This is a genomic window from Nibrella viscosa (assembly GCF_039541875.1).
Classification (GTDB): Bacteria; Bacteroidota; Bacteroidia; order Cytophagales; family Spirosomataceae; genus Nibrella; species Nibrella viscosa.
The window spans coordinates 71,937-90,126 of record NZ_BAABHB010000009.1 but is presented as its reverse complement, the minus strand read 5'-3'; the positions used below and the strand labels follow the sequence as shown (position 1 = coordinate 90,126).

Annotated in this window: 16 protein-coding genes; 2 read left to right on the top strand and 14 right to left on the bottom strand. The window is 50.7% G+C overall.

The features are described 5' to 3' along the window. Positions 1-12: 12 nt before the first annotated feature. The 11 genes from leuC to ilvD all read right to left on the bottom strand — a co-directional run bounded on the left by leuC (position 13) and on the right by ilvD (position 10,105). Positions 13-1,416, bottom strand: a complete 1,404-nt coding sequence (gene leuC, locus ABD931_RS19820; RefSeq protein ID WP_345269646.1) for a 3-isopropylmalate dehydratase large subunit — start codon at positions 1,414-1,416, stop codon at positions 13-15. A gap of 225 nt (positions 1,417-1,641) precedes the next feature. Beyond that, a complete protein-coding gene (locus ABD931_RS29280; RefSeq protein WP_370469337.1) occupies positions 1,642-1,809 on the bottom strand; it encodes a DUF5615 family PIN-like protein in 168 nt (55 codons plus the stop codon). A 4-nt stretch (positions 1,810-1,813) separates the two neighbouring features. Beyond that, on the bottom strand, positions 1,814-2,047 hold the full coding sequence (locus ABD931_RS19815; protein ID WP_345269644.1) for a DUF433 domain-containing protein: 234 nt from the start codon (positions 2,045-2,047) through the stop codon (positions 1,814-1,816). A gap of 11 nt (positions 2,048-2,058) precedes the next feature. Beyond that, complete coding sequence (gene ilvA / locus ABD931_RS19810) at positions 2,059-3,354, bottom strand: threonine ammonia-lyase (RefSeq protein WP_345269643.1); 1,296 nt, start codon at positions 3,352-3,354, stop codon at positions 2,059-2,061. Positions 3,355-3,477: 123 nt separating this feature from the next. Continuing rightward, positions 3,478-4,521 (bottom strand): ketol-acid reductoisomerase, encoded by a 1,044-nt coding sequence (gene ilvC / locus ABD931_RS19805; RefSeq protein WP_345269642.1) that lies wholly within the window; start codon positions 4,519-4,521, stop codon positions 3,478-3,480. Between the two features lie 41 nt (positions 4,522-4,562). After that, the gene (gene ilvN, locus ABD931_RS19800; protein WP_345269640.1) at positions 4,563-5,096 is read right to left on the bottom strand and encodes an acetolactate synthase small subunit; all 534 of its coding nucleotides are present in this window, start codon (positions 5,094-5,096) and stop codon (positions 4,563-4,565) included. Continuing rightward, on the bottom strand, positions 5,096-6,841 hold the full coding sequence (gene ilvB, locus ABD931_RS19795; protein WP_345269639.1) for a biosynthetic-type acetolactate synthase large subunit: 1,746 nt from the start codon (positions 6,839-6,841) through the stop codon (positions 5,096-5,098). The genes ilvN and ilvB overlap by 1 nt, the downstream gene beginning before the upstream one ends. 47 nt (positions 6,842-6,888) lie before the next feature. Beyond that, positions 6,889-7,275: a type II toxin-antitoxin system VapC family toxin gene (locus ABD931_RS19790; RefSeq protein WP_345269638.1), complete on the bottom strand. Its 387-nt coding sequence runs from the start codon at positions 7,273-7,275 to the stop codon at positions 6,889-6,891. Further along, positions 7,254-7,505 (bottom strand): hypothetical protein, encoded by a 252-nt coding sequence (locus tag ABD931_RS19785; protein ID WP_345269637.1) that lies wholly within the window; start codon positions 7,503-7,505, stop codon positions 7,254-7,256. Before ABD931_RS19785 ends, ABD931_RS19790 begins: the two co-directional genes overlap by 22 nt. Next, complete coding sequence (locus ABD931_RS19780) at positions 7,502-8,143, bottom strand: hypothetical protein (RefSeq protein ID WP_345269636.1); 642 nt, start codon at positions 8,141-8,143, stop codon at positions 7,502-7,504. Before ABD931_RS19780 ends, ABD931_RS19785 begins: the two co-directional genes overlap by 4 nt. A gap of 255 nt (positions 8,144-8,398) precedes the next feature. Next, complete coding sequence (gene ilvD / locus ABD931_RS19775) at positions 8,399-10,105, bottom strand: dihydroxy-acid dehydratase (protein WP_345269635.1); 1,707 nt, start codon at positions 10,103-10,105, stop codon at positions 8,399-8,401. Between the two features lie 160 nt (positions 10,106-10,265). On the opposite strand from ilvD, the gene murQ reads away from it, so the two are divergent. Both murQ and ABD931_RS19765 read left to right on the top strand, forming a co-directional pair. Continuing rightward, entirely contained in the window at positions 10,266-11,084 is an 819-nt protein-coding gene (gene murQ / locus ABD931_RS19770; RefSeq protein ID WP_345269633.1) for an N-acetylmuramic acid 6-phosphate etherase, read from the top strand. A 20-nt stretch (positions 11,085-11,104) separates the two neighbouring features. Then, a complete protein-coding gene (locus tag ABD931_RS19765; protein ID WP_345269632.1) occupies positions 11,105-12,118 on the top strand; it encodes a zinc-binding dehydrogenase in 1,014 nt (337 codons plus the stop codon). Positions 12,119-12,162: 44 nt separating this feature from the next. Here the strand turns inward: ABD931_RS19765 and ABD931_RS19760 are convergent, their stop codons facing one another. From ABD931_RS19760 to ABD931_RS19750, 3 genes are all read right to left on the bottom strand, one after another. Next, positions 12,163-13,341: a PP2C family protein-serine/threonine phosphatase gene (locus ABD931_RS19760; RefSeq protein ID WP_345269631.1), complete on the bottom strand. Its 1,179-nt coding sequence runs from the start codon at positions 13,339-13,341 to the stop codon at positions 12,163-12,165. 52 nt (positions 13,342-13,393) lie between these two features. Then, positions 13,394-14,290, bottom strand: a complete 897-nt coding sequence (locus ABD931_RS19755; RefSeq protein WP_345269630.1) for a sensor histidine kinase — start codon at positions 14,288-14,290, stop codon at positions 13,394-13,396. A 144-nt stretch (positions 14,291-14,434) separates the two neighbouring features. Continuing rightward, on the bottom strand, positions 14,435-18,187 hold the full coding sequence (locus ABD931_RS19750) for an ATP-binding protein (RefSeq protein ID WP_345269629.1): 3,753 nt from the start codon (positions 18,185-18,187) through the stop codon (positions 14,435-14,437). Positions 18,188-18,190 lie beyond the last annotated feature (3 nt).

The window sequence follows — 18,190 nt, the reverse complement described above, 5'->3', positions numbered from 1 at the left end:
GTTAACCTTCGTTTATACATACTCCCGCACATCCTCTACTTTGCCCGTAATAGCTGCTACGGCAGCGGTCAGTGGACTAGCCAGGAAGGTACGGGCACCGGGTCCCTGGCGACCTTCAAAGTTTCGGTTTGAGGTGCTGACGCAGTATTTGCCGGCCGGTACTTTGTCTTCGTTCATGCCCAGACAGGCTGAGCAGCCCGGTTCGCGCAGCTCGAATCCCGCTTCCTCAAAAATTTTATCCAGCCCTTCTTGCTTCGCCTGTTGTTCTACCTGCTTCGAGCCGGGAATGACCCAGACCTCAACGCCGGCTGCTTTCTTTTTGCCTTTGACAAAATCAGCTACCAGCCGCAGGTCTTCCATGCGGGCGTTGGTGCAGGAGCCGATAAACACATAATCCACCGGCTTGCCTTTCACCGCCGTTCCCGGCTCCAGACCCATATAGGCCAGGGATTTGGTGTACGAGGCCAGTTCCCGCTCGGGTATTTCGTTCAGGTTGGGCACATGGCTATTCACCGTAATGCCCATGCCAGGATTGGTGCCGTAGGTAATCATTGGCCCGATCTCCTCGGCATTGTAGTGCAGTTCCCGGTCGAACTCCGCACCTTCGTCGGTTTTCAGCGTGCGCCAGAATTGAACGGCTTTGTCAAACGCTTCTCCCTGCGGGGCAAACCGACGTCCACGGATGTACTCGAACGTAGTCTCATCGGGCGCAATCAGCCCTCCGCGGGCCCCCATCTCGATGCTCATGTTGCAGATGGTCATCCGGGCTTCCATAGACAGACTCCGGATAGTACCTCCGGCGTATTCGACAAAATAACCGGTAGCTCCGCTGGCCGAGATTTGCGAGATGATGTACAGAATAATGTCTTTTGCGGTAACGCCCTTGCCTAACTGGCCGTTGACGTTGATGCGCATTCGTTTGGGCTTATACTGCAGGATACACTGCGTAGCCAGCACCTGCTCGACCTCGCTGGTACCGATACCAAAGGCAATGTTTCCGAACGCACCATGCGTGGAGGTGTGGCTGTCTCCGCACACGATGGTCATACCCGGCTGGGTGATGCCCAGTTCAGGGCCGATGATATGGACAATACCCTGAAATGGGTGACCGAGGTCATACAGATCAATGCCAAATTCGGCGCAGTTCTTCCGCAGCGTCTCCACCTGATGGCGGGAGAGGGCTTCCCGAATGGGCAGGTGCTGGTCTTTGGTGGGTACGTTATGGTCGGCGGTGGCGGTGGTATGACTTGTATTGAACACACCAATGCCCCGCTTGCGCAGTCCGTCGAATGCCTGCGGACTGGTAACTTCATGAATAAAGTGACGGTCGATAAATAAAGCATCCGGATACCCCTCTGCCCGTTTCACAACATGAGCATCCCAGATTTTATCAAACAGCGTTGTGGGCTTATTCATAATTCTACTTTACGTAACTACGCATTCTGATTTGTACGGTATCCCCTATCTTTTCGGCTACTATCACAAAAGGAGGCTCTACCATTAATTCAGTGGTACTTATTGCTTCTAAAGTTGGTAAGTGTAGCCTCCCAAGAAGGTGTCCCGGCCAAAGGCGTATAATGCCGATGAACGGTTTCTTGTAGACAAATGCCAGTTTACCAAAGTCACTGTCCTGCGTAATAATTACTCTTGACTCCCCTGGTAGGCCCACTCCAACACTGCTTCGTCGGATGAGCCGGACAAGCCAGCTTGCTCAATACTGACAACATCACAACCTTTGTCAAGCAAGTAGTCGAGCAACACAGGACTAATATTCTCATCAGCAAGCAGCCTTAAATTTTTTAATCGCATTAGGCTAGGCTACAGACTTGACCTCAACTACAATCTCGTCACGCAGCACGGATACTGCATATAAAATAGCTTCTTGTACAGCCTCAGTCGACAGCTTAGGGAACTCATGCACAATGTCAGCAACAGAAGCGCCGTTGGCTATCGTCTCCAGAATTAGCTCCACACTAATTCGAGTTCCTTTGATACAAGGCTTTCCCCCTAAAATAGCCGGGTCAGAATGAATGTGTTCTAACTTCATAAGGCGAAAATTTATATCAGAAACTCAAACAAGTCCGGTTTATCATTCAGGTACTCAAATTGAAGCTTCAGGTTTCGCATCCGCTCCAGCAGCGGCTCAAAATCGCTCTTGTGCTTCAGTTCAATGCCAACCAGGGCCGGTCCGCGCTCACGATTCGTTTTCTTAGAGTACTCAAACAGCGTAATGTCATCCGTTGGACCAAGCACGTCGTTCAGAAACTCACGGAAGGCACCAGCCCGCTGCGGGAACCGAACAATGAAGTAATGCTTCAGGCCTTCGTACAGCAGCGAACGCTCTTTGATTTCCTCCGTCCGGGTAATGTCGTTATTGCCGCCACCGACCAGACAGACCACGTTTTTGCCTTTAATTTCCTCCTTCAGGAAATCCAGGGCCGCAATGGCCAGCGCTCCGGCCGGTTCGGCTACAATGGCTTCTTCGTTGTAAAGCTGCAGGATGGTGGTGCAGACCTTGCCTTCCGGAATCAGCACGATTTTGTCCAGATACCGACGGCAGACCTCAAAGGTGATCTCGCCCACCCGCTTCACGGCGGCCCCATCCACAAACTTGTCGATCTCGTCCAGCGTCACCACATGCCCGGTTTCCATAGCCACCTGCATAGAGGGTGAACCTAAGGGTTCTACGCCGATGAGTTTGGTCTTCGGGCTCAGCTGCCGGAAGACCGTCGACACACCCGACGCCAGACCACCACCGCCGATAGCCATCAGCAGGTAGTCAATCTTAAAATCGGCGTCCCGGAATATCTCCAGCCCGACGGTGCCCTGTCCTTCAATGACCTGCAGGTCGTCGAAGGGATGAACGAAGGTGCTTTCCTGGGTATTGACGTACTCAATGGCTGCATGGTAGGCGTCATCGTAGGTGTCGCCTATCAGTACAATCTCCACAAACTCTTTACCGAACATCCGCACCTGACGCACCTTTTGGGCGGGCGTGGTGGTTGGCATGAAAATGGTGCCTTTAACGCCCATTTTCCGGCAGGCATAGGCCAGGCCCTGCGCGTGATTGCCGGCACTGGCACAGACTACGCCCTTATCCAGCGCTTCCTTCGGCAGGCTGCACATTTTGTTGTAGGCCCCCCGGATCTTATAGGAGCGTACTACCTGTAGGTCCTCCCGTTTCAGAAAGATAGTGGCACCGTACTTTTCCGACAGATGCAGATTCTCCTGAAGCGGAGTATGCGTAGCGACACCACGCAGCCGCTCAGCCGCCAGGTAAATATTGTCGACCTCCGGAAAAGGAATTTGTTTCTCTGCCTCAACCACGGTGTCTGTGCTCGTTTTACTTTTCATGCGTCAAGTTGATGAAGTTTGTTCCCGTAAAGTTACAAAATCTTCAACCCCTTCTGGTGATGGAAACCTACCTGGAAGATAGGTTGGGGCATCAGGCAGAACAGTCCCTGATGCCCCTGTTTATTAGCTCCGCTCCGGACGCAGACTGCGAACAGCAGAACCCGCTTTCCACATCTCCGATTCCCGTAGTTCTTTCAGTTCTTCTTCCAGCTTTTCGCGGTAATCAGCCTGCGAGTTGCGGGTAATAGAGATTTCTGCCTGCTCACCTGATTTTACCGAGTTGTACAGTTTCTCGAATACCGGCTTGGTCGCGTCGCGGAAAGGCTTCCACCAATCCAAAGCACCCCGCTGCGCGGTAGTGGAGCAGTTGGCGTACATCCAGTCCATACCGTTTTCGGCAACCAGCGGCATCAGCGATTGAGTCAGTTCTTCAACCGTTTCGTTAAAAGCCTCAGAAGGGGAGTGGCCGTTGGCACGCAGCACTTCATACTGAGCGGCAAAGATTCCCTGAATAGCACCCATCAGCGTACCGCGTTCGCCGGTCAGATCGGAAGTAACTTCTTTGTAGAAGTCTGTCTCGAACAGGTAGCCGGAACCTACACCGATACCCATAGCGATGCACTTCTCACGGGCGTTGCCGGACGCATCCTGGTAGATGGCGAAGCTGGAGTTCAACCCCTTACCTTCTACAAACAGGCGACGCAGACTCGTTCCTGACCCTTTCGGCGCCACGAGGAATACATCGACATCGGATGGGGGAACAATGCCCGTTTTCTCTTTATAGGTCACACCAAAACCGTGCGAGAAATACAGTGATTTGCCGGGTTTCAGATACTTCTTCACAGTCGGCCACAGCTCAATCTGGGCGGCATCCGACAGCAGGAAGCAGATGATGGTACCACGCTCCAGGGCTTCTTCAATTTCGAAAAGCGTTTCGCCGGGTACCCAGCCGTCCTGAACGGCTTTGTCGTATGTTTTGCCTTTACGCTGGCCTACGATGACGTTAAAGCCGTTGTCGCGCATGTTCAGCGACTGACCCGGACCCTGAACGCCGTAGCCGATCACGGCGATTACTTCGTCTTTGAGTACTTCTCTGGCTTTTTCAAGAGGGAATTCTTCGCGGGTTACTACATTTTCTTCTACTCCGCCGAAGTTGATTGTTGCCATGATTGACTGGATTTTGTGATTATTTAGGTGGTCACTATAAATTAAAGATAATACTCCCATTCGGCTTCGGGCAGGTACTCGACCAGCCCTTTCTCCGTTTTACCGACGGCTACGCGGCCGGAGCGCACAAACTCCAGAATGCCGTGCGGTTTGATGTAGCTGAAAAACTCAAATATCTCTTTCTCCGAGCCCGCTTTTTCAATCACTACATAGTCGAGGCCCCAGTATTTCACCCAGGCCTTGTACTCTTTGTTGATGGTCTCGATGTCGAGCGGCCTGGCACCCAGCGGGGTAGCTATTTTGTACAGGGCAATTTCGTTATACACAATATCCTCGTTCAGGTAGCCGAAAACCGCCAGTACCTCCACAATCTTGCGAATTTGCCGGACCAGTTTCTCGACGGCCTCCCGCGATTCATGCTTGATGACGATGGTAAACCGCGAAATGCCTTTCCGCTCCGTCTCCGACACCGTCAGGCTCTCGATGTTGACGCGCCGGCGGGTAAAGATGATGGTAATCCGGTTGAGGAGACCGATGGTGTTTTCGGTGAATATGCAAATGGTGTACGTGTTCATTATTCTAGTCGTATATCGGCTACGCTGGCGCCGGCCGGCACCATGGGGAATACGTTTTCTTCTTTCTCCACAATGATTTCGAGCAGGTATGGCTTGTCGGACAGCAGGAGTGTATCCAGGGAAGCCGACAAGTCTTCGCGGTGGTTGCAGGTGTGGCCGTCTACGCCAAAGCCTTTGCCGATGGTGATGAAGTCGGGATTCTGCAATTCCACGAACGAATACCGGCGCTCGAAGAACAACTGCTGCCACTGCCGCACCATACCCAGGTAGTTGTTGTTGAGGATGATGATTTTGACCGGCAGTTTATTCTGCGCAATGGTACCCAACTCCTGAATGGTCATCTGGAAACAGCCGTCACCAATGATGGCAATAACTTCCCGGCTGGGGTCGCCCACTTTGGCACCGAAGGCGGCCGGTAAGGCATAGCCCATTGTGCCTAAGCCACCGGAGGTAATCATACTGTGCGGCCGTTTGAACTCGTAAAAGTTAGAGGCCATCATCTGGTGCTGACCTACATCGGCCACCAGCACGGCTTCACCGTTGGTCTTCTTCGACAGCAGGTCGATAACTTCGGCCATTTTTACCTTTTCGGTGGAAGGGGCCAAAGCGCGCTGGTTTACCTTTTCCTCTTCAACCAGGTCATACTTCCGGAACTCATTCCGCCAGGCCGAGTGGTCTTTCTGATGAACCAGGGGCAGCAACCGAATCAGGGCTTCTTTGGCATCGCCCACCACCGGCGCTTCGGCTTTGATAATTTTGTCGATTTCCGACGGATCGATTTCGATATGAACAACTTTAGCCTGTTTGGCAAACCGGGAGGCATCGCCCGTTACCCGGTCGTCGAAGCGCATCCCTACGGCAATAATCAGGTCGCAATGGTCGGTCATGACGTTGGAGCCGTAGCTGCCGTGCATACCCAGCCAGCCGGTATGCAGCGGGTGGTCGGACGGGAACGATGATTGGCCCAATAGGGTAGTTGCCACTGGGATACCCGTCTTTTCAACAAAGATTTTTAGCTCCTGCTCCGCCCTGGAAATCAACACGCCGTGGCCGGCAAACAGGTAGGGACGCTTGGCTTTGTTGATCAAATCGGCGGCTTTCTCCAACTGCTCCTGCTTTGGAACCATGCGCGGGTGGTAGCTGATAATGCGCTGACAGCGTTTGTAGTGGAACGGCTTGGTCATCAGTTCCTGCTGCGCATTCTTAGTGATATCAATCACCACCGGACCGGGGCGGCCGCTCTGGGCAATGTAAAACGCTTTGGAAATAATTTCCGGAATCTCGTCGGCGCTGGTAATCTGGTAATTCCATTTGCTAATCGGCATGGTTATGCCAATGACATCCGTTTCCTGAAAGGCATCGGTACCCAGCAGTTTTTTGCCCACCTGGCCAATAAGGCACACCATCGGGGTAGAGTCAATCAGCGCATCGGCGATACCCGTAACCAGGTTGGTGGCACCGGGGCCGGAGGTAACCAGACAGACGCCCGCCCGACCCGTGATGCGGGCAAAACCTTCGGCCGCGTGGGCAGCGCCCTGCTCATGGCGCACCAGAATGTGGTTAATGCGGTCCTGGTAGTCGTACAGGGCGTCGTACACGGGCATGATGGCGCCACCGGGGTAACCGAATATAGTTTCTACGCCTTCTTCTACCAGCGACTGCATCAGGGCTTCCGCCCCGGTAAAGGTCTTTAGTAGCTCCGAGGCTGGTTTATTATCGAGTAATGCGCTGGCTGTTGGTTCCATGGCACAAAAGCGTTTATGTTCTTCAGGTTGTTAGTTTGTTGTTACTGTCATTGGAGGCTTCTGTATTTTAGCCCCGCTATTTTCATAAAATCACGGTCATTCGTGGATAAGACTACAAAGTCGTTTACCATAGCTGTAGCTGCAATAATTGTGTCGGGCCGCTTAATACTTCGGTATTGGCGACGTAGCTTTATGGTCTGCTGTATAATCTCTTCAGTTAACATATAAGTAGCCGAACCATTTATATACTCCTGAATGGTCTGTCGTTCCTGTTCGGTAGGAGGAGCGTATACCTCCAATTCAATTCGGGTAATTACAGAAATGTTGCTACCATTTTCTACGACCTCATCCATAAACTGCATAGCCCAGTTCGGTAGGTCATCCCGAAGATATTTGGATACAACATTGGTATCTATGAGATAGGTCTTTCCCATTCGTCACGTAACTCTCGTAATTGACGGTCCATGTCAGTCTTTTGCTCGGCGCTTAGATGCCGAAGTTGACCACGAAGACGGCTAAGGCCTGTGCCTGCTTTATTTTGGGCAGATTCCTCTTCCAATTCCACACGAATGCGTACCTTTTTCCCGTTCCAATCCGCTGGTGTTTCGACATGTATATCGAGTACCCCATTCTTAGGTTCGGCTATCTGTTCGATTGAATTCATAATTCGTTGAGTTTACGAGTAAGGTTTTGGATAAAATAATATCTATCCCAAGCTCTGATGTCCTCGAACTGACCAGTAACTTTCACATCCTGGTATATTCTTGCTGTTAGTTCTTGATAATAACTTTCCATGTGCTTCACTTGTGTTCCTGCAAACAACTTCTTGTTATTACTGTCAACTATACCAGAATTAATTAACACTCTCCGGTCAATCAGAGGGATGAGAATCGGGAACTGCATGTGGTACAATGCAGCACAATAAGCGATACCAAATCCTTTAATGAAGCTATTTGAGTCTTTACAAATCTCAAAAGCTTTGTACATCAGTTTGTTTAATTCTTGAAACTCATCTTCACTAAGGTTCTGCAAAGATTTGCCATGAAATCGTGAGTTAATTAGCCTTAGATGTTTACTATGACCTGTTAAGGTCTGATTCACCTCCTGCTCTGTACCACCAATTATACTATTGCCTCCCTTATAATTAGAAACAAACAGCAGGTCGATATAATGTAGGGCAAAGGGGTCATCTCGCCTTGAAATGTAGTTTCGATAATTAGTCAAAGTGTCCTCAGCACTTTTCCACTTATCAACATCCCGTTGTAAGACTTCTGACGATTTATCAATCGATTGCCCAGCCATTTTCTATTAAATCGCTTACGTTCTCGTACTGCCACGTGCCACTGTCCTGTGCCCGATCATAAATCAAGTAATTATTGCTTAGGGCGTCGTTCATGTGCATTTGCCCTAGAATAACTTGCCCATGTTCCAATCGCTTTAGAGGAATAAACCCTTCCTTTGTTACAAAAGAGAACTCCACATTTTGAAGAACTCTCCGGGTCAGGTTTTGGGTATCTTCGCTCCACATAATTATTACTTAAAAACAAACTTTAGCTACTACACTTCGTCGGTTACACAGCCTTCGCTGGCTGATGATACCAGCTTAATATATTTACGCAAGACACCCTTCTCGGCAGCCGGCGGGGGCGCTACCCAGCTCTGGCGACGCTCGGCGAGTTCTTCATCGGAAACGTGCAGGTGCAGCACATTGTTGATGGCGTCGATGGTAATGCGGTCGCCGTCGCGGACAAGGGCGAGGTTACCGCCTTCGTGCGCTTCCGGTGTAATGTGGCCGACCACAAAGCCGTGCGTACCACCGGAGAAACGGCCGTCGGTAATCAGGGCTACTTTGTCGCCGAGGCCGGCACCCATGATGGCGGAGGTCGGCTTCAGCATCTCCGGCATACCCGGACCGCCTTTGGGGCCTTCGTAGCGGATGACGCAGACGTGGCCGGGCTTGATTTCACCTTTCTGCACAAACTCGATGAGCTGCTCTTCTTTCTCACAAACTTTGGCGATGCCTTCAAATTTCTCGCCTTCCTTGCCGGTGATTTTAGCCACGGAGCCCTGCTGCGCAAGGTTTCCATACAGAATCTGAATATGACCGGTTTTCTTAATCGGGTTAGAAATCGGCCGGATGATAGATTGGGTTTCAAAGTTCAGATCTGGTGTGTCTTCCAGGTTCTCGGCTACGGTTTTGCCCGTTACGGTCATACAGTCGCCGTGAATCAACCCTTGTCCATACAGGTATTTCATCACCCCCGGCACCCCACCTATAGCCAGCATATCTTCCATATAGTACTTGCCGCTCGGCTTCAGGTCGGCCAGGTACGGCGTACGGTCGCTGATTGCCTGCACATCCTCCAGCGTGAGGGGTACTCCTACTGATTTTGCAATGGCCAGGTAGTGCAGCACAGCGTTGGTGGAGCCACCCAGGGCCATCACAACGGTCAACGCGTTCTCAATCGCTTCGCGGGTCATTATGTCACGCGGCAGCAGGTTTTGTTTCAGCAGGTTCAGCATGGCCGCGCCGATTTTGCGGCACTCCTCCTGCTTGCCTTCGTGCGTGGCCGGGAAGGTAGAGCTAAACGGCAGGCTCATACCCATAGCTTCAATGGACGAAGCCATGGTATTGGCGGTATACATACCCCCGCAGGCACCCGCGCCCGGAATGGAGTTCTGAATGACTCCTTTATAATCTTCGTCGCTGATGGTGCCGGCTACTTTACGGCCGTACGCTTCAAACGCCGATACAATATCCAGCTTCTGGCCTTTGTAGCTGCCGGAGCGGATGGTACCGCCGTATACCATAATGGCGGGGCGGTTCAGGCGGCCGATGGCCATCATAGCCCCCGGCATATTTTTGTCGCAGCCTACTACGGCAATGACCCCGTCATACCACTGAGCACTCACTACTGTCTCGATGGAATCGGCAATAAGGTCGCGGGAGGGGAGGGAGTATGACATGCCGTCGTTACCGTTGGTCATACCGTCGGATACGCCGATGGTGTTGAAGACCAGCCCAACCAGCCCGGTATCGTTTATGCCTTTTTTTACGTAGGCGGCTAATCCGTTCAGGTGAATGTTGCAGGGATTCCCATCGTATCCGGCACTGGCAATACCAATCTGGGGTTTCGCCATATCCTCTTCGTGCAGGCCAATGCCGTAGAGCATGGCCTGAGCGGCCGGGTTACTAACTTCCTGGGTCAGGGTAGAACTGTAGCGATTGAGTTTAACGGTGGCTTCGGTCTGAGTCTGCGACATATAAACTATAAATAAAAGGCTGTTAGCGAAATTTCGCTGGAAGCGTAATTGCACTCCAAAGAAAAACTCTATCCTGCGGATATGCAAGAATTCGCGGATTAATTATTGCTAAAAAATTAAGCCTGCTAACTTTGGCGGACATTCATATTGGAGCAACTTCATGATTACGGAAACTTCTTCGCACTACGACGAACTCGAAAAAATGTCGGTGCATGAGCTATTGACCAACATCAACAAAGAAGACAAAACGGTACCCTTAGCCGTAGAAAAAGCCATCCCGCAGATTGAAGTCCTGGTGCATCAGATTGTCCGGCGGATGAAAGAGGGTGGTCGGCTTTTCTACATTGGGGCTGGCACCAGCGGGCGGCTGGGTATTGTCGATGCGTCGGAGTGCCCGCCTACCTATGGCGTGTCGCCCGATATGGTCATCGGCCTGATTGCAGGTGGTGATAAAGCCATTCGGAGTGCGGTGGAGCATGCCGAAGATAACCCCGACCAAGCCTGGAGAGACCTTCAGGCATACCATATCGAAAAGCTGGACACACTGATTGGCATTGCCGCGTCGGGCCGGACGCCATATGTGGTGGGTGGGCTGCAGAAAGCCCGGACGGAAGGAGTTCTTACGGGCTGTATTGTGTGTAATCCTGATTCGCCGGTGGCTAAGGCAGCCGAGTATCCGGTCGAGGTGGTGGTAGGTCCCGAGTTTGTGACCGGCAGCACCCGTATGAAATCCGGCACGGCGCAGAAACTGGTGCTGAACATGATCTCTACGTCCGTTATGATTCGGCTTGGCCGGGTGAAGGGCAACAAAATGGTGGACATGCAACTGACTAATAATAAATTGAAGCAGCGGGCGGTGCGCATGGTGGTTAGCGAGTTAGGCGTTAGCCAGGAAGAAGCCGGGGACCTGTTGCAGCAGTTTGGAACCGTACGGGGGGCCATTGAACACGGGCGTGGCCTACATGCTACGGAGCAGTAGAACAAAAATCCAGCGCATGTATGAAAGCAATAATTTTGCGTGACCTGCACCAGCCGGTCGAACTGGCCGACATGCCTCAACCGAAAGTTGATGCGGGTGAAGTAGTGGTTCAATTAAAAGCCGCAGCTCTCAACCATCGCGATGTGTATGTGCAGCAGGGGCGATATCCGGGTATTAAGCTCCCGGTGATTTTAGGTTCTGATGGGGCTGGTTTTGTTGCCGAAGTTGGCGAGGGCGTAAATACTCAATGGCTGGGAAAGGCCGTTATGATTAATCCCGGACTCCATTGGGGCAACAATCCAGCATTCTACAGTCCTCAATTCCGAATCCTGGGAATGCCGGACGACGGCACGTTTGCCGAGTATATCCGCATCAATGCGCAATACATCTACCCGAAACCAGATTACTTATCATTTGAAGAAGCAGCCGCCATGCCGTTAGGGGGTGTTACTGCCTGGCGGGCTCTGATGACCCGCGGCCGTTTGCAGGCTGGTGAGCGTGTGCTGATAACTGGCATTGGCGGGGGCGTGGCCCTGCTGGCTTTGCAGATTTCTTTAGCTGCCGGAGCGGAAGTCTGGGTAACGTCGGCTTCGGCAGAGAAGCTACGGCGGGCCATAGCACTGGGTGCCAAAGGGGGAGTCAATTACCGGGAGGCTGATTGGGCCAAAACGCTGATGGTCCAGACCGGCGGAGGCAAAGCGGGCTATTTTGATCTTATTATCGACAGTGCCGGCGGACCGGGCTTTGCCAAACTTCTTGATGTCGCAGCCTCAGGTGGTCGGATCGTTATTTACGGAGGGACCGCCGGCAACCTGACCGACCTGCTTGCTCCCCGCATTTTTTTCAAGCATCTGGATATAATGGGCTCTACGATGGGAACCGGGGAGGAATTTGCGGCCATGCTTGAGTTTATCGAAGCGAATCAGGTTAAGCCCGTTATCGACACAGTGTATCCTCTGGCAGACACCGAGGCTGCTTTGCGCAAAATGGAATCAGCTACCCAGTATGGCAAGATTGGACTGTCAATAGCCTAAAAAGCCGGCACTGATGCCGGCTTTTTAGGCTATTGACAGGTTGGTTACGCCGGTCCGTTATACCGGATGGTCATAACAGTTATATCATCAAACTGGGCGAAATCGCCAATAAACTCTTTGACCTCTTTATAGAACAGGTCATTAATTTCCTGCGGCTTACCCGCAATGGCCAGTGGAGCTATCAGGCGCTGAATTCGTTCGAGCCCAAAGCGCTGCCCCAGTATGTTGTTGGCATCAGTAGCACCATCCGTGTAGAGGAACAGGGCGTCTCCAGGGTTCAGCATTACGGTGTGGGAGGTATATTCAAACATATCGTCGATGGCCAGGGCCAATCCACCTTTTTTCTTCATAACCTCTACCGCTCCGTCTTTACGTAAGATAAGCGGAGGTTCGTGACCCGCATCAATATATTCGATTTCCCCCGTTTTCAGGTTCAGAATACCCAAAAATGCCGTGACGAACATAAAGGACGAATTATCCTGACAGAGGAATTTGTTGACCTGTCTGACTTCATCGCAGATGTCTCCGCAGGTTTCGTTGGCAAAATGGCTCTTGAAAATGGCTTTGGTAATAGCCATGAACAAAGCAGCCGGTATACCTTTGTCCGACACGTCACCGACAATGAAGAACAATCGACCGTCGTCCATCAAAAAGAAGTCGAAAAGATCGCCACCAACGGTTTTGGCCGGTTCCAGAAACGCATGTAAGTCTACATCGGTTCGGTTCGGAAACGCCGGAAACTTCTTGGGCAGCATCGACTGCTGAATGCCGTTGGCAATCTGCAGGTCTTTCTGAATGGCAATGTACTGATCGCGGCCTTTCTGAAGCTGCACCAGCATTTCGATATGCTCAATGGTTTTGTTGATGGTAATCTCCAGATCCTCGAAGTTGATGGGCTTGGTGATGAAATCGAAAGCCCCCCGGTTCATGGCAGTCCGGATATTTTCCATATCGCCGTAAGCCGACACCATAACGGCTTTCAGCAGTGGGTTGCTTAAATCATTGATTTTCGACAGGAAAGTAAGCCCATCCATGCCGGGCATATTAATATCGGAGAGGATCATGTCGATGCCCTTATCCTCACTAAGCTTTTCTAAAGCTTCGGTGCCGTTATGGGCAAAAACGAACTCAAATCGTTTATCACGTATCTGTCTTCTGAACCGCTGCTGGATAAGCATTTCCATATCCAGTTCATCATCTACGCTTAGTATTTTGATGGCCATGAGTCTAGCAAATTATTGATGAGTTGGTATGAACAGGGTGAACGTTAAGGTATTAAGTTGCTGGTAAATTCAGGGGAAGTTCAATGCAAAATTCAGTATAATTGCCCGGTTCGGAATCGACATTGATCTGCCCTTTGTGAATATTGGTGACGATGTTCTGGCTTAACGACAGGCCAAGCCCTGTGCCTTTACCTGGAGGTTTGGTAGTAAAGAAAGGGGTAAACAGTCTCTGCTTTACCTCGTCGGCCATACCAATGCCGTTGTCTCTGATTTTGATCTTCACCGTATCATCTGTTTTTTGCGTGCTAACCAGAATCTGGGGAGAATAGTCAGGTTGTTTTTTTCGCTTCTCGTTTACGGCGTAGCAGGCGTTATTTACCAGGTTCAGAATAACCCGACTGAATGCATCTGCCGCTATATTCGGTGAGCCGACATTGGGGTCAAACTGGAACGAAAAAGATACATTAAACTCCTTATCTTCTCCCCGTACGCCCTGATAGGCCAGTTTGGTAAATTCCTCCAGAAGCAGATTCAGGTTGGCAGGAGCCAGCCGGACATTGTCTGAACGGGTTTGCGCCAGCATGCCCTGAATAATACGCTCGGCTCGGCCACCATTGTCGTGTATCCGGGTTACGTTACCCTCCAGCATAGACAGTAGGTCCTCGAGGTCATCAATGTCTGCCGGATCGGAAGCCGCCCGCAATTTGGCGGATACTTCCTTAATTTCCCCAATCAGTTCAATGGATAGTTTTGAAAAGTTATTGATAAAGTTAAGGGGGTTTTTGATTTCATGAAGTATACCGGCTGTGAGCTGTCCGACCCCGGCTAACTGATCCAGATAAACCACTTTCTGCTGTAGCAGGTTAATTTCATTATTGGCCAGTTGCAGACTTTTATTAAGCGAGGCATTAGTTTCTTCAAGATTTGCCAATTGGCTGGATGTCTCCATATGTGATAGAACTATTAAGGACGGACGGATTCAGAAACAAGTGCTTACTCACCTGCATTATCGGGAGCCGTGTAACATATTACTAAATTATGGTAACTTTAGTGCCTTTTGTACCAACATTGCAAATGTAGAAGCATAAATTTTTTACACAAGTGCTCCCTGTAAAACCGGTAGGGTCAATTGAATTTCTGTGTACTCTCCTTCCAGAGATTTGATGCCAATGCTCCCTTTGTGCATTTCGACAATATCCTTGCTCATAAATAAGCCAAGACCTGTCCCTTTTGACGTCGGTTTGGTGGTGAAAAACGGGCTGAACAACTTCTCTATTTCCGTTTGGGGAATCCCTTTTCCATTGTCCCGTATGATCAGTCGAATCTCGCCATTGTACAATTTAGTGGATACCGTCAGCTCTGGCTGGAACAGCGGCATGGTTTTGTGTTTTTCGTACAAGGCATAGCAGGCGTTGCTGATGAGGTTGGCAATAACCTGTCCAAGCTCAAACGGTAATAACCGGATTCTCACCGGTTTTTTTTCCAGGTTAAAAATAAGCTTAATTGGCAAATCTTTATACTCATTTTTGACCTCCTGCAGGGCTACCAGCGCTTTACTTTCAACGAACGGAGTTAACTCGGTTTCTAAGAAGTCTCGCGACTTTTCCCGTAGCAGTTTCTGCATATCTTTTACAATGCGGGTTGTACTGTTGCCGTGGTCGCTTATTTTACTCAGGCTGTTTTTCAGCAGGTTCAGCTCATCAAAAACATCATCCTGTACATCCTGAGGCAATACTTCTTTATGCTGGTCGAGTGCGTCGGAGATCTCTTCAATCAGGTCGTTGCAGGATTCGGAGAAATTGTTTATATAGTTCAGCGGGTTTAGAATACGGTCTACAATCCCTTTGGTCAACTGGCCTACCGATGCCAGCCGCTCTTGCCGAATCAGTTCTTCCTGCGTTGATTTCAGGTTTTCAAGGGTGCTTTCCAGGTTTCGGAGAATCTGGGTTTTCAGGTAAGCGGCTAACAGGTGTTCCTTTACGTTACGAATGGTATCAAAGTCACGCTGGTCAAACGCATTCTGCCGGCTTACGTTGTAGATCAGAATAAACCCTTCTATTCGCCCTTCTGCTTTCAGCACGATAGCGATCATGGATTTAGGAATAGGCATGCCGGGAATCAACTTATTGTTGACCTTCGCGGTAAACGAGTTCTGAACATACACGTCTTCGTATACCTCAACGGCATTGTCCAGATACCGGCTGATGGCCTGATTAAGTGGCATTTGCACCAGGTTCGGTGCCGACCCCGCGTGGATCCCTATTGCCGCCTGGAACTGGAAAGTATCCTGCTCCGGATCATATATGAGGGCAGCCGCGCTATCCATATTACGGATAATTTTCAGCCTTTCAAGTACGGTATTAAACAGACTGGTAATGTTAACTTCGGCGTTAATGGCCTGGACTATCAGGTCGATCTTTTCGAGCTGGTCATTTTTCAGGGCCAGTTCTTCCGATTGCTGCTCCAGCTCCTGCTTCTGGTTGAGGATCTCTTCGGTACGCTCCTGAATTAGGCTTTCCAGCGCCTGCTTTTCCTTTTCAGAGCGTCTATTACGCCAGCGGAGAATGGCTATCAGTAACACAATTGCCAGAACCAGATACAAGACCTGAGCCCACCACCGCTGGTAAATCGGTGTCCGAATGACAAACGAATACGTGGTCTCCTGGCTCACCGCTCCGTAAAGATTTCGGGCCCTAAGCCGGAAGGTGTACACATCGGGTCTCAGGTTTGAGTATTCTTTTTTCGTCTGCGTACTCCACTCCGACCATTTCTCATCAAACCCGTCTAACATATATTGAAATTCAACTTCCTGCCCCGGCAGGTAACTGGCAGATGAAAAGAGAAAAGTGAGATTATTGAAATCAGAGGCAAAAACAGACTGTCTTTGCAAACTTCCTTCAATAATTCCACGGAAGAAAGCACTGTCGCTGTTGATCCGGATTTCACGGATAAAAGCCGGAAATGGCTTGTCTCCTTTTAGGGTGACCGATTGGTCGTAACGGACGAGCCCATCCAGGCCACCTAACCATACGACCCGGCTGGTATCAGGATAAACAACCTGAAAGGATTTATCGGCCAGGAGCCGGAGCGGGGCGTTTCTGGCGCTGTCGAGCTGCGTTTTGGCATAGACCCTGATCTGTTTTTGATTGCCATCGGTAACCCAGACATTTTTTTCATTGTCTTCCACAAGCAGGCTATACCAGCCGGAGGTGTTCAAACCCGCCAGATTCTGTTGTTTTTCGAACCGGTCTTTTGCCGGATTGTAGGAGAAAATGCCCCTGGTGTTATAAAGAATCAGCCCGGCGGAGGTTTTTTGTATATGATTGTCTATCGACTTCTGTAAAGCAGGGCTCCCATCATACTGGCGGACTTTGCCGGTGGCGGTTTCGTAGCTGAATACATGATTATCGACCGTGGAGAGCCAAAGTTTACCCAGCCCGCCATCCACTATACCCGTAATGTTACCCAGGGCGGATTGATCAGACGTGTCGATCGGCAGCCAGGTAAAAGCCGCTCCTTTTCCGGTCAGCGTAATCTGCCCCAGTTTGCTTTCGGAGCCCATGTACAGGCGGGAGGGATTACTGGCCGATCTGGTTACATAAAAAGAAAACGAACTCGACAACTGGCGGACCTGCTGATCGGTTATCTGGTACAATCCGTTGCTGCCCGCTACAAACAGGGAGCCGCCTGCTTCTGCCAGTGACCAGCAGGCCCACGGAATAGCGGTGAATGGGGTAAGACTGGATTTCTCTACGTAAAATAAACCCTGGTCGGTGGCTACATACAGACGATTCTTATACCGCAGGAGACTCTTAATCTGACCGTTGAACGGGAAATAAGATATGGGCGACGATATGTTCAGTACGGCAAGACCTTTGTTCAACGTTAGCCAGAGCAGACCTTCCCGGTCGATAAACAAGTTATTGACTTGCGCACTGGCTAACTGATCTTTGTAGTTGCTGACCTGCAGGAGCTGGCCTTTGCTGGTCATTAGAAGTAGGCCGTACTTATCAGACCAGAGCGCGAGCCTGTCTGGAGGCAGGCTAATGGCTCTCCGGATGGCTCCGTTCTGCACCCACTGACTGGCGGCCGGCGAAAAGGGGATAAGTTCTTCGCCTACCAGCCTGAAAAGCCCCAGATTGGGGGTGACTACCAGTGGGCCGTCTGGCTGCGACAGTACCGCACTAACCCCACTGGCAAGCCGGCCGCCTTGCCGAATTGGAATAACGAGGCCGTTTTCCAGACGTCCCAGCCCTACACCGGGTTGATATACATAAATAACCGAACTGCATAACCAGGCACCCAGGACCTCGCTATGGTTTATCCATTCACGGGTCGTCCGGGTTTTGGCGTTCCATTGAAAAATCTTCTGTTTGGTGAAGAAGTAGGTCTCTTCTGGTAGCGCAATAACCGTGTGAATTTCACCAAAGCCGGGTTGTATGCCTGCGGTCAGGGGTTTGTACTGCAACTGACCGGTTTGGTCAGCGATCAGGTAGCCAAAATCATTGTGACCGCCAACAAAAATCTGCCCTGCCTCATTCCGGCCAAAGGCAGTGACACGGGTTTGCTGGGCAGTACTGATCTGTCGCCAATTTGTCCCGTCGTACTCCAGCACTCCGGCAAAGTTGCCCACATAAGTTATACCCTGATCATCCTGAGTGACTGTATAGTTCTGCGCATGGGCTTTGTATTCTTCGGGATGAATGAACCTAATCGGCCAACGCCCGGTTTCCCCGGCTTTTCCGGCCTGCCCCATACTATGCAGATAGGCACTGCCCCATAGCAGAATTGTCAGAATACCTGAATAAAGCGGATGTTGGTAAGAATGTAAATGCTGCCTCCTCATACG

Coding starts and splice junctions, on each gene's coding strand:
- leuC (WP_345269646.1), bottom strand. CDS start 1,416: ATGAATAAGCCCACAACGCTGTTTGATAAAATCTGGGATGCTCATGTT.
- ABD931_RS29280 (WP_370469337.1), bottom strand. CDS start 1,809: ATGCGATTAAAAAATTTAAGGCTGCTTGCTGATGAGAATATTAGTCCT.
- ABD931_RS19815 (WP_345269644.1), bottom strand. CDS start 2,047: ATGAAGTTAGAACACATTCATTCTGACCCGGCTATTTTAGGGGGAAAG.
- ilvA (WP_345269643.1), bottom strand. CDS start 3,354: ATGAAAAGTAAAACGAGCACAGACACCGTGGTTGAGGCAGAGAAACAA.
- ilvC (WP_345269642.1), bottom strand. CDS start 4,521: ATGGCAACAATCAACTTCGGCGGAGTAGAAGAAAATGTAGTAACCCGC.
- ilvN (WP_345269640.1), bottom strand. CDS start 5,096: ATGAACACGTACACCATTTGCATATTCACCGAAAACACCATCGGTCTC.
- ilvB (WP_345269639.1), bottom strand. CDS start 6,841: ATGGAACCAACAGCCAGCGCATTACTCGATAATAAACCAGCCTCGGAG.
- ABD931_RS19790 (WP_345269638.1), bottom strand. CDS start 7,275: ATGGGAAAGACCTATCTCATAGATACCAATGTTGTATCCAAATATCTT.
- ABD931_RS19785 (WP_345269637.1), bottom strand. CDS start 7,505: ATGAATTCAATCGAACAGATAGCCGAACCTAAGAATGGGGTACTCGAT.
- ABD931_RS19780 (WP_345269636.1), bottom strand. CDS start 8,143: ATGGCTGGGCAATCGATTGATAAATCGTCAGAAGTCTTACAACGGGAT.
- ilvD (WP_345269635.1), bottom strand. CDS start 10,105: ATGTCGCAGACTCAGACCGAAGCCACCGTTAAACTCAATCGCTACAGT.
- murQ (WP_345269633.1), top strand. CDS start 10,266: ATGATTACGGAAACTTCTTCGCACTACGACGAACTCGAAAAAATGTCG.
- ABD931_RS19765 (WP_345269632.1), top strand. CDS start 11,105: ATGAAAGCAATAATTTTGCGTGACCTGCACCAGCCGGTCGAACTGGCC.
- ABD931_RS19760 (WP_345269631.1), bottom strand. CDS start 13,341: ATGGCCATCAAAATACTAAGCGTAGATGATGAACTGGATATGGAAATG.
- ABD931_RS19755 (WP_345269630.1), bottom strand. CDS start 14,290: ATGGAGACATCCAGCCAATTGGCAAATCTTGAAGAAACTAATGCCTCG.
- ABD931_RS19750 (WP_345269629.1), bottom strand. CDS start 18,187: ATGAGGAGGCAGCATTTACATTCTTACCAACATCCGCTTTATTCAGGT.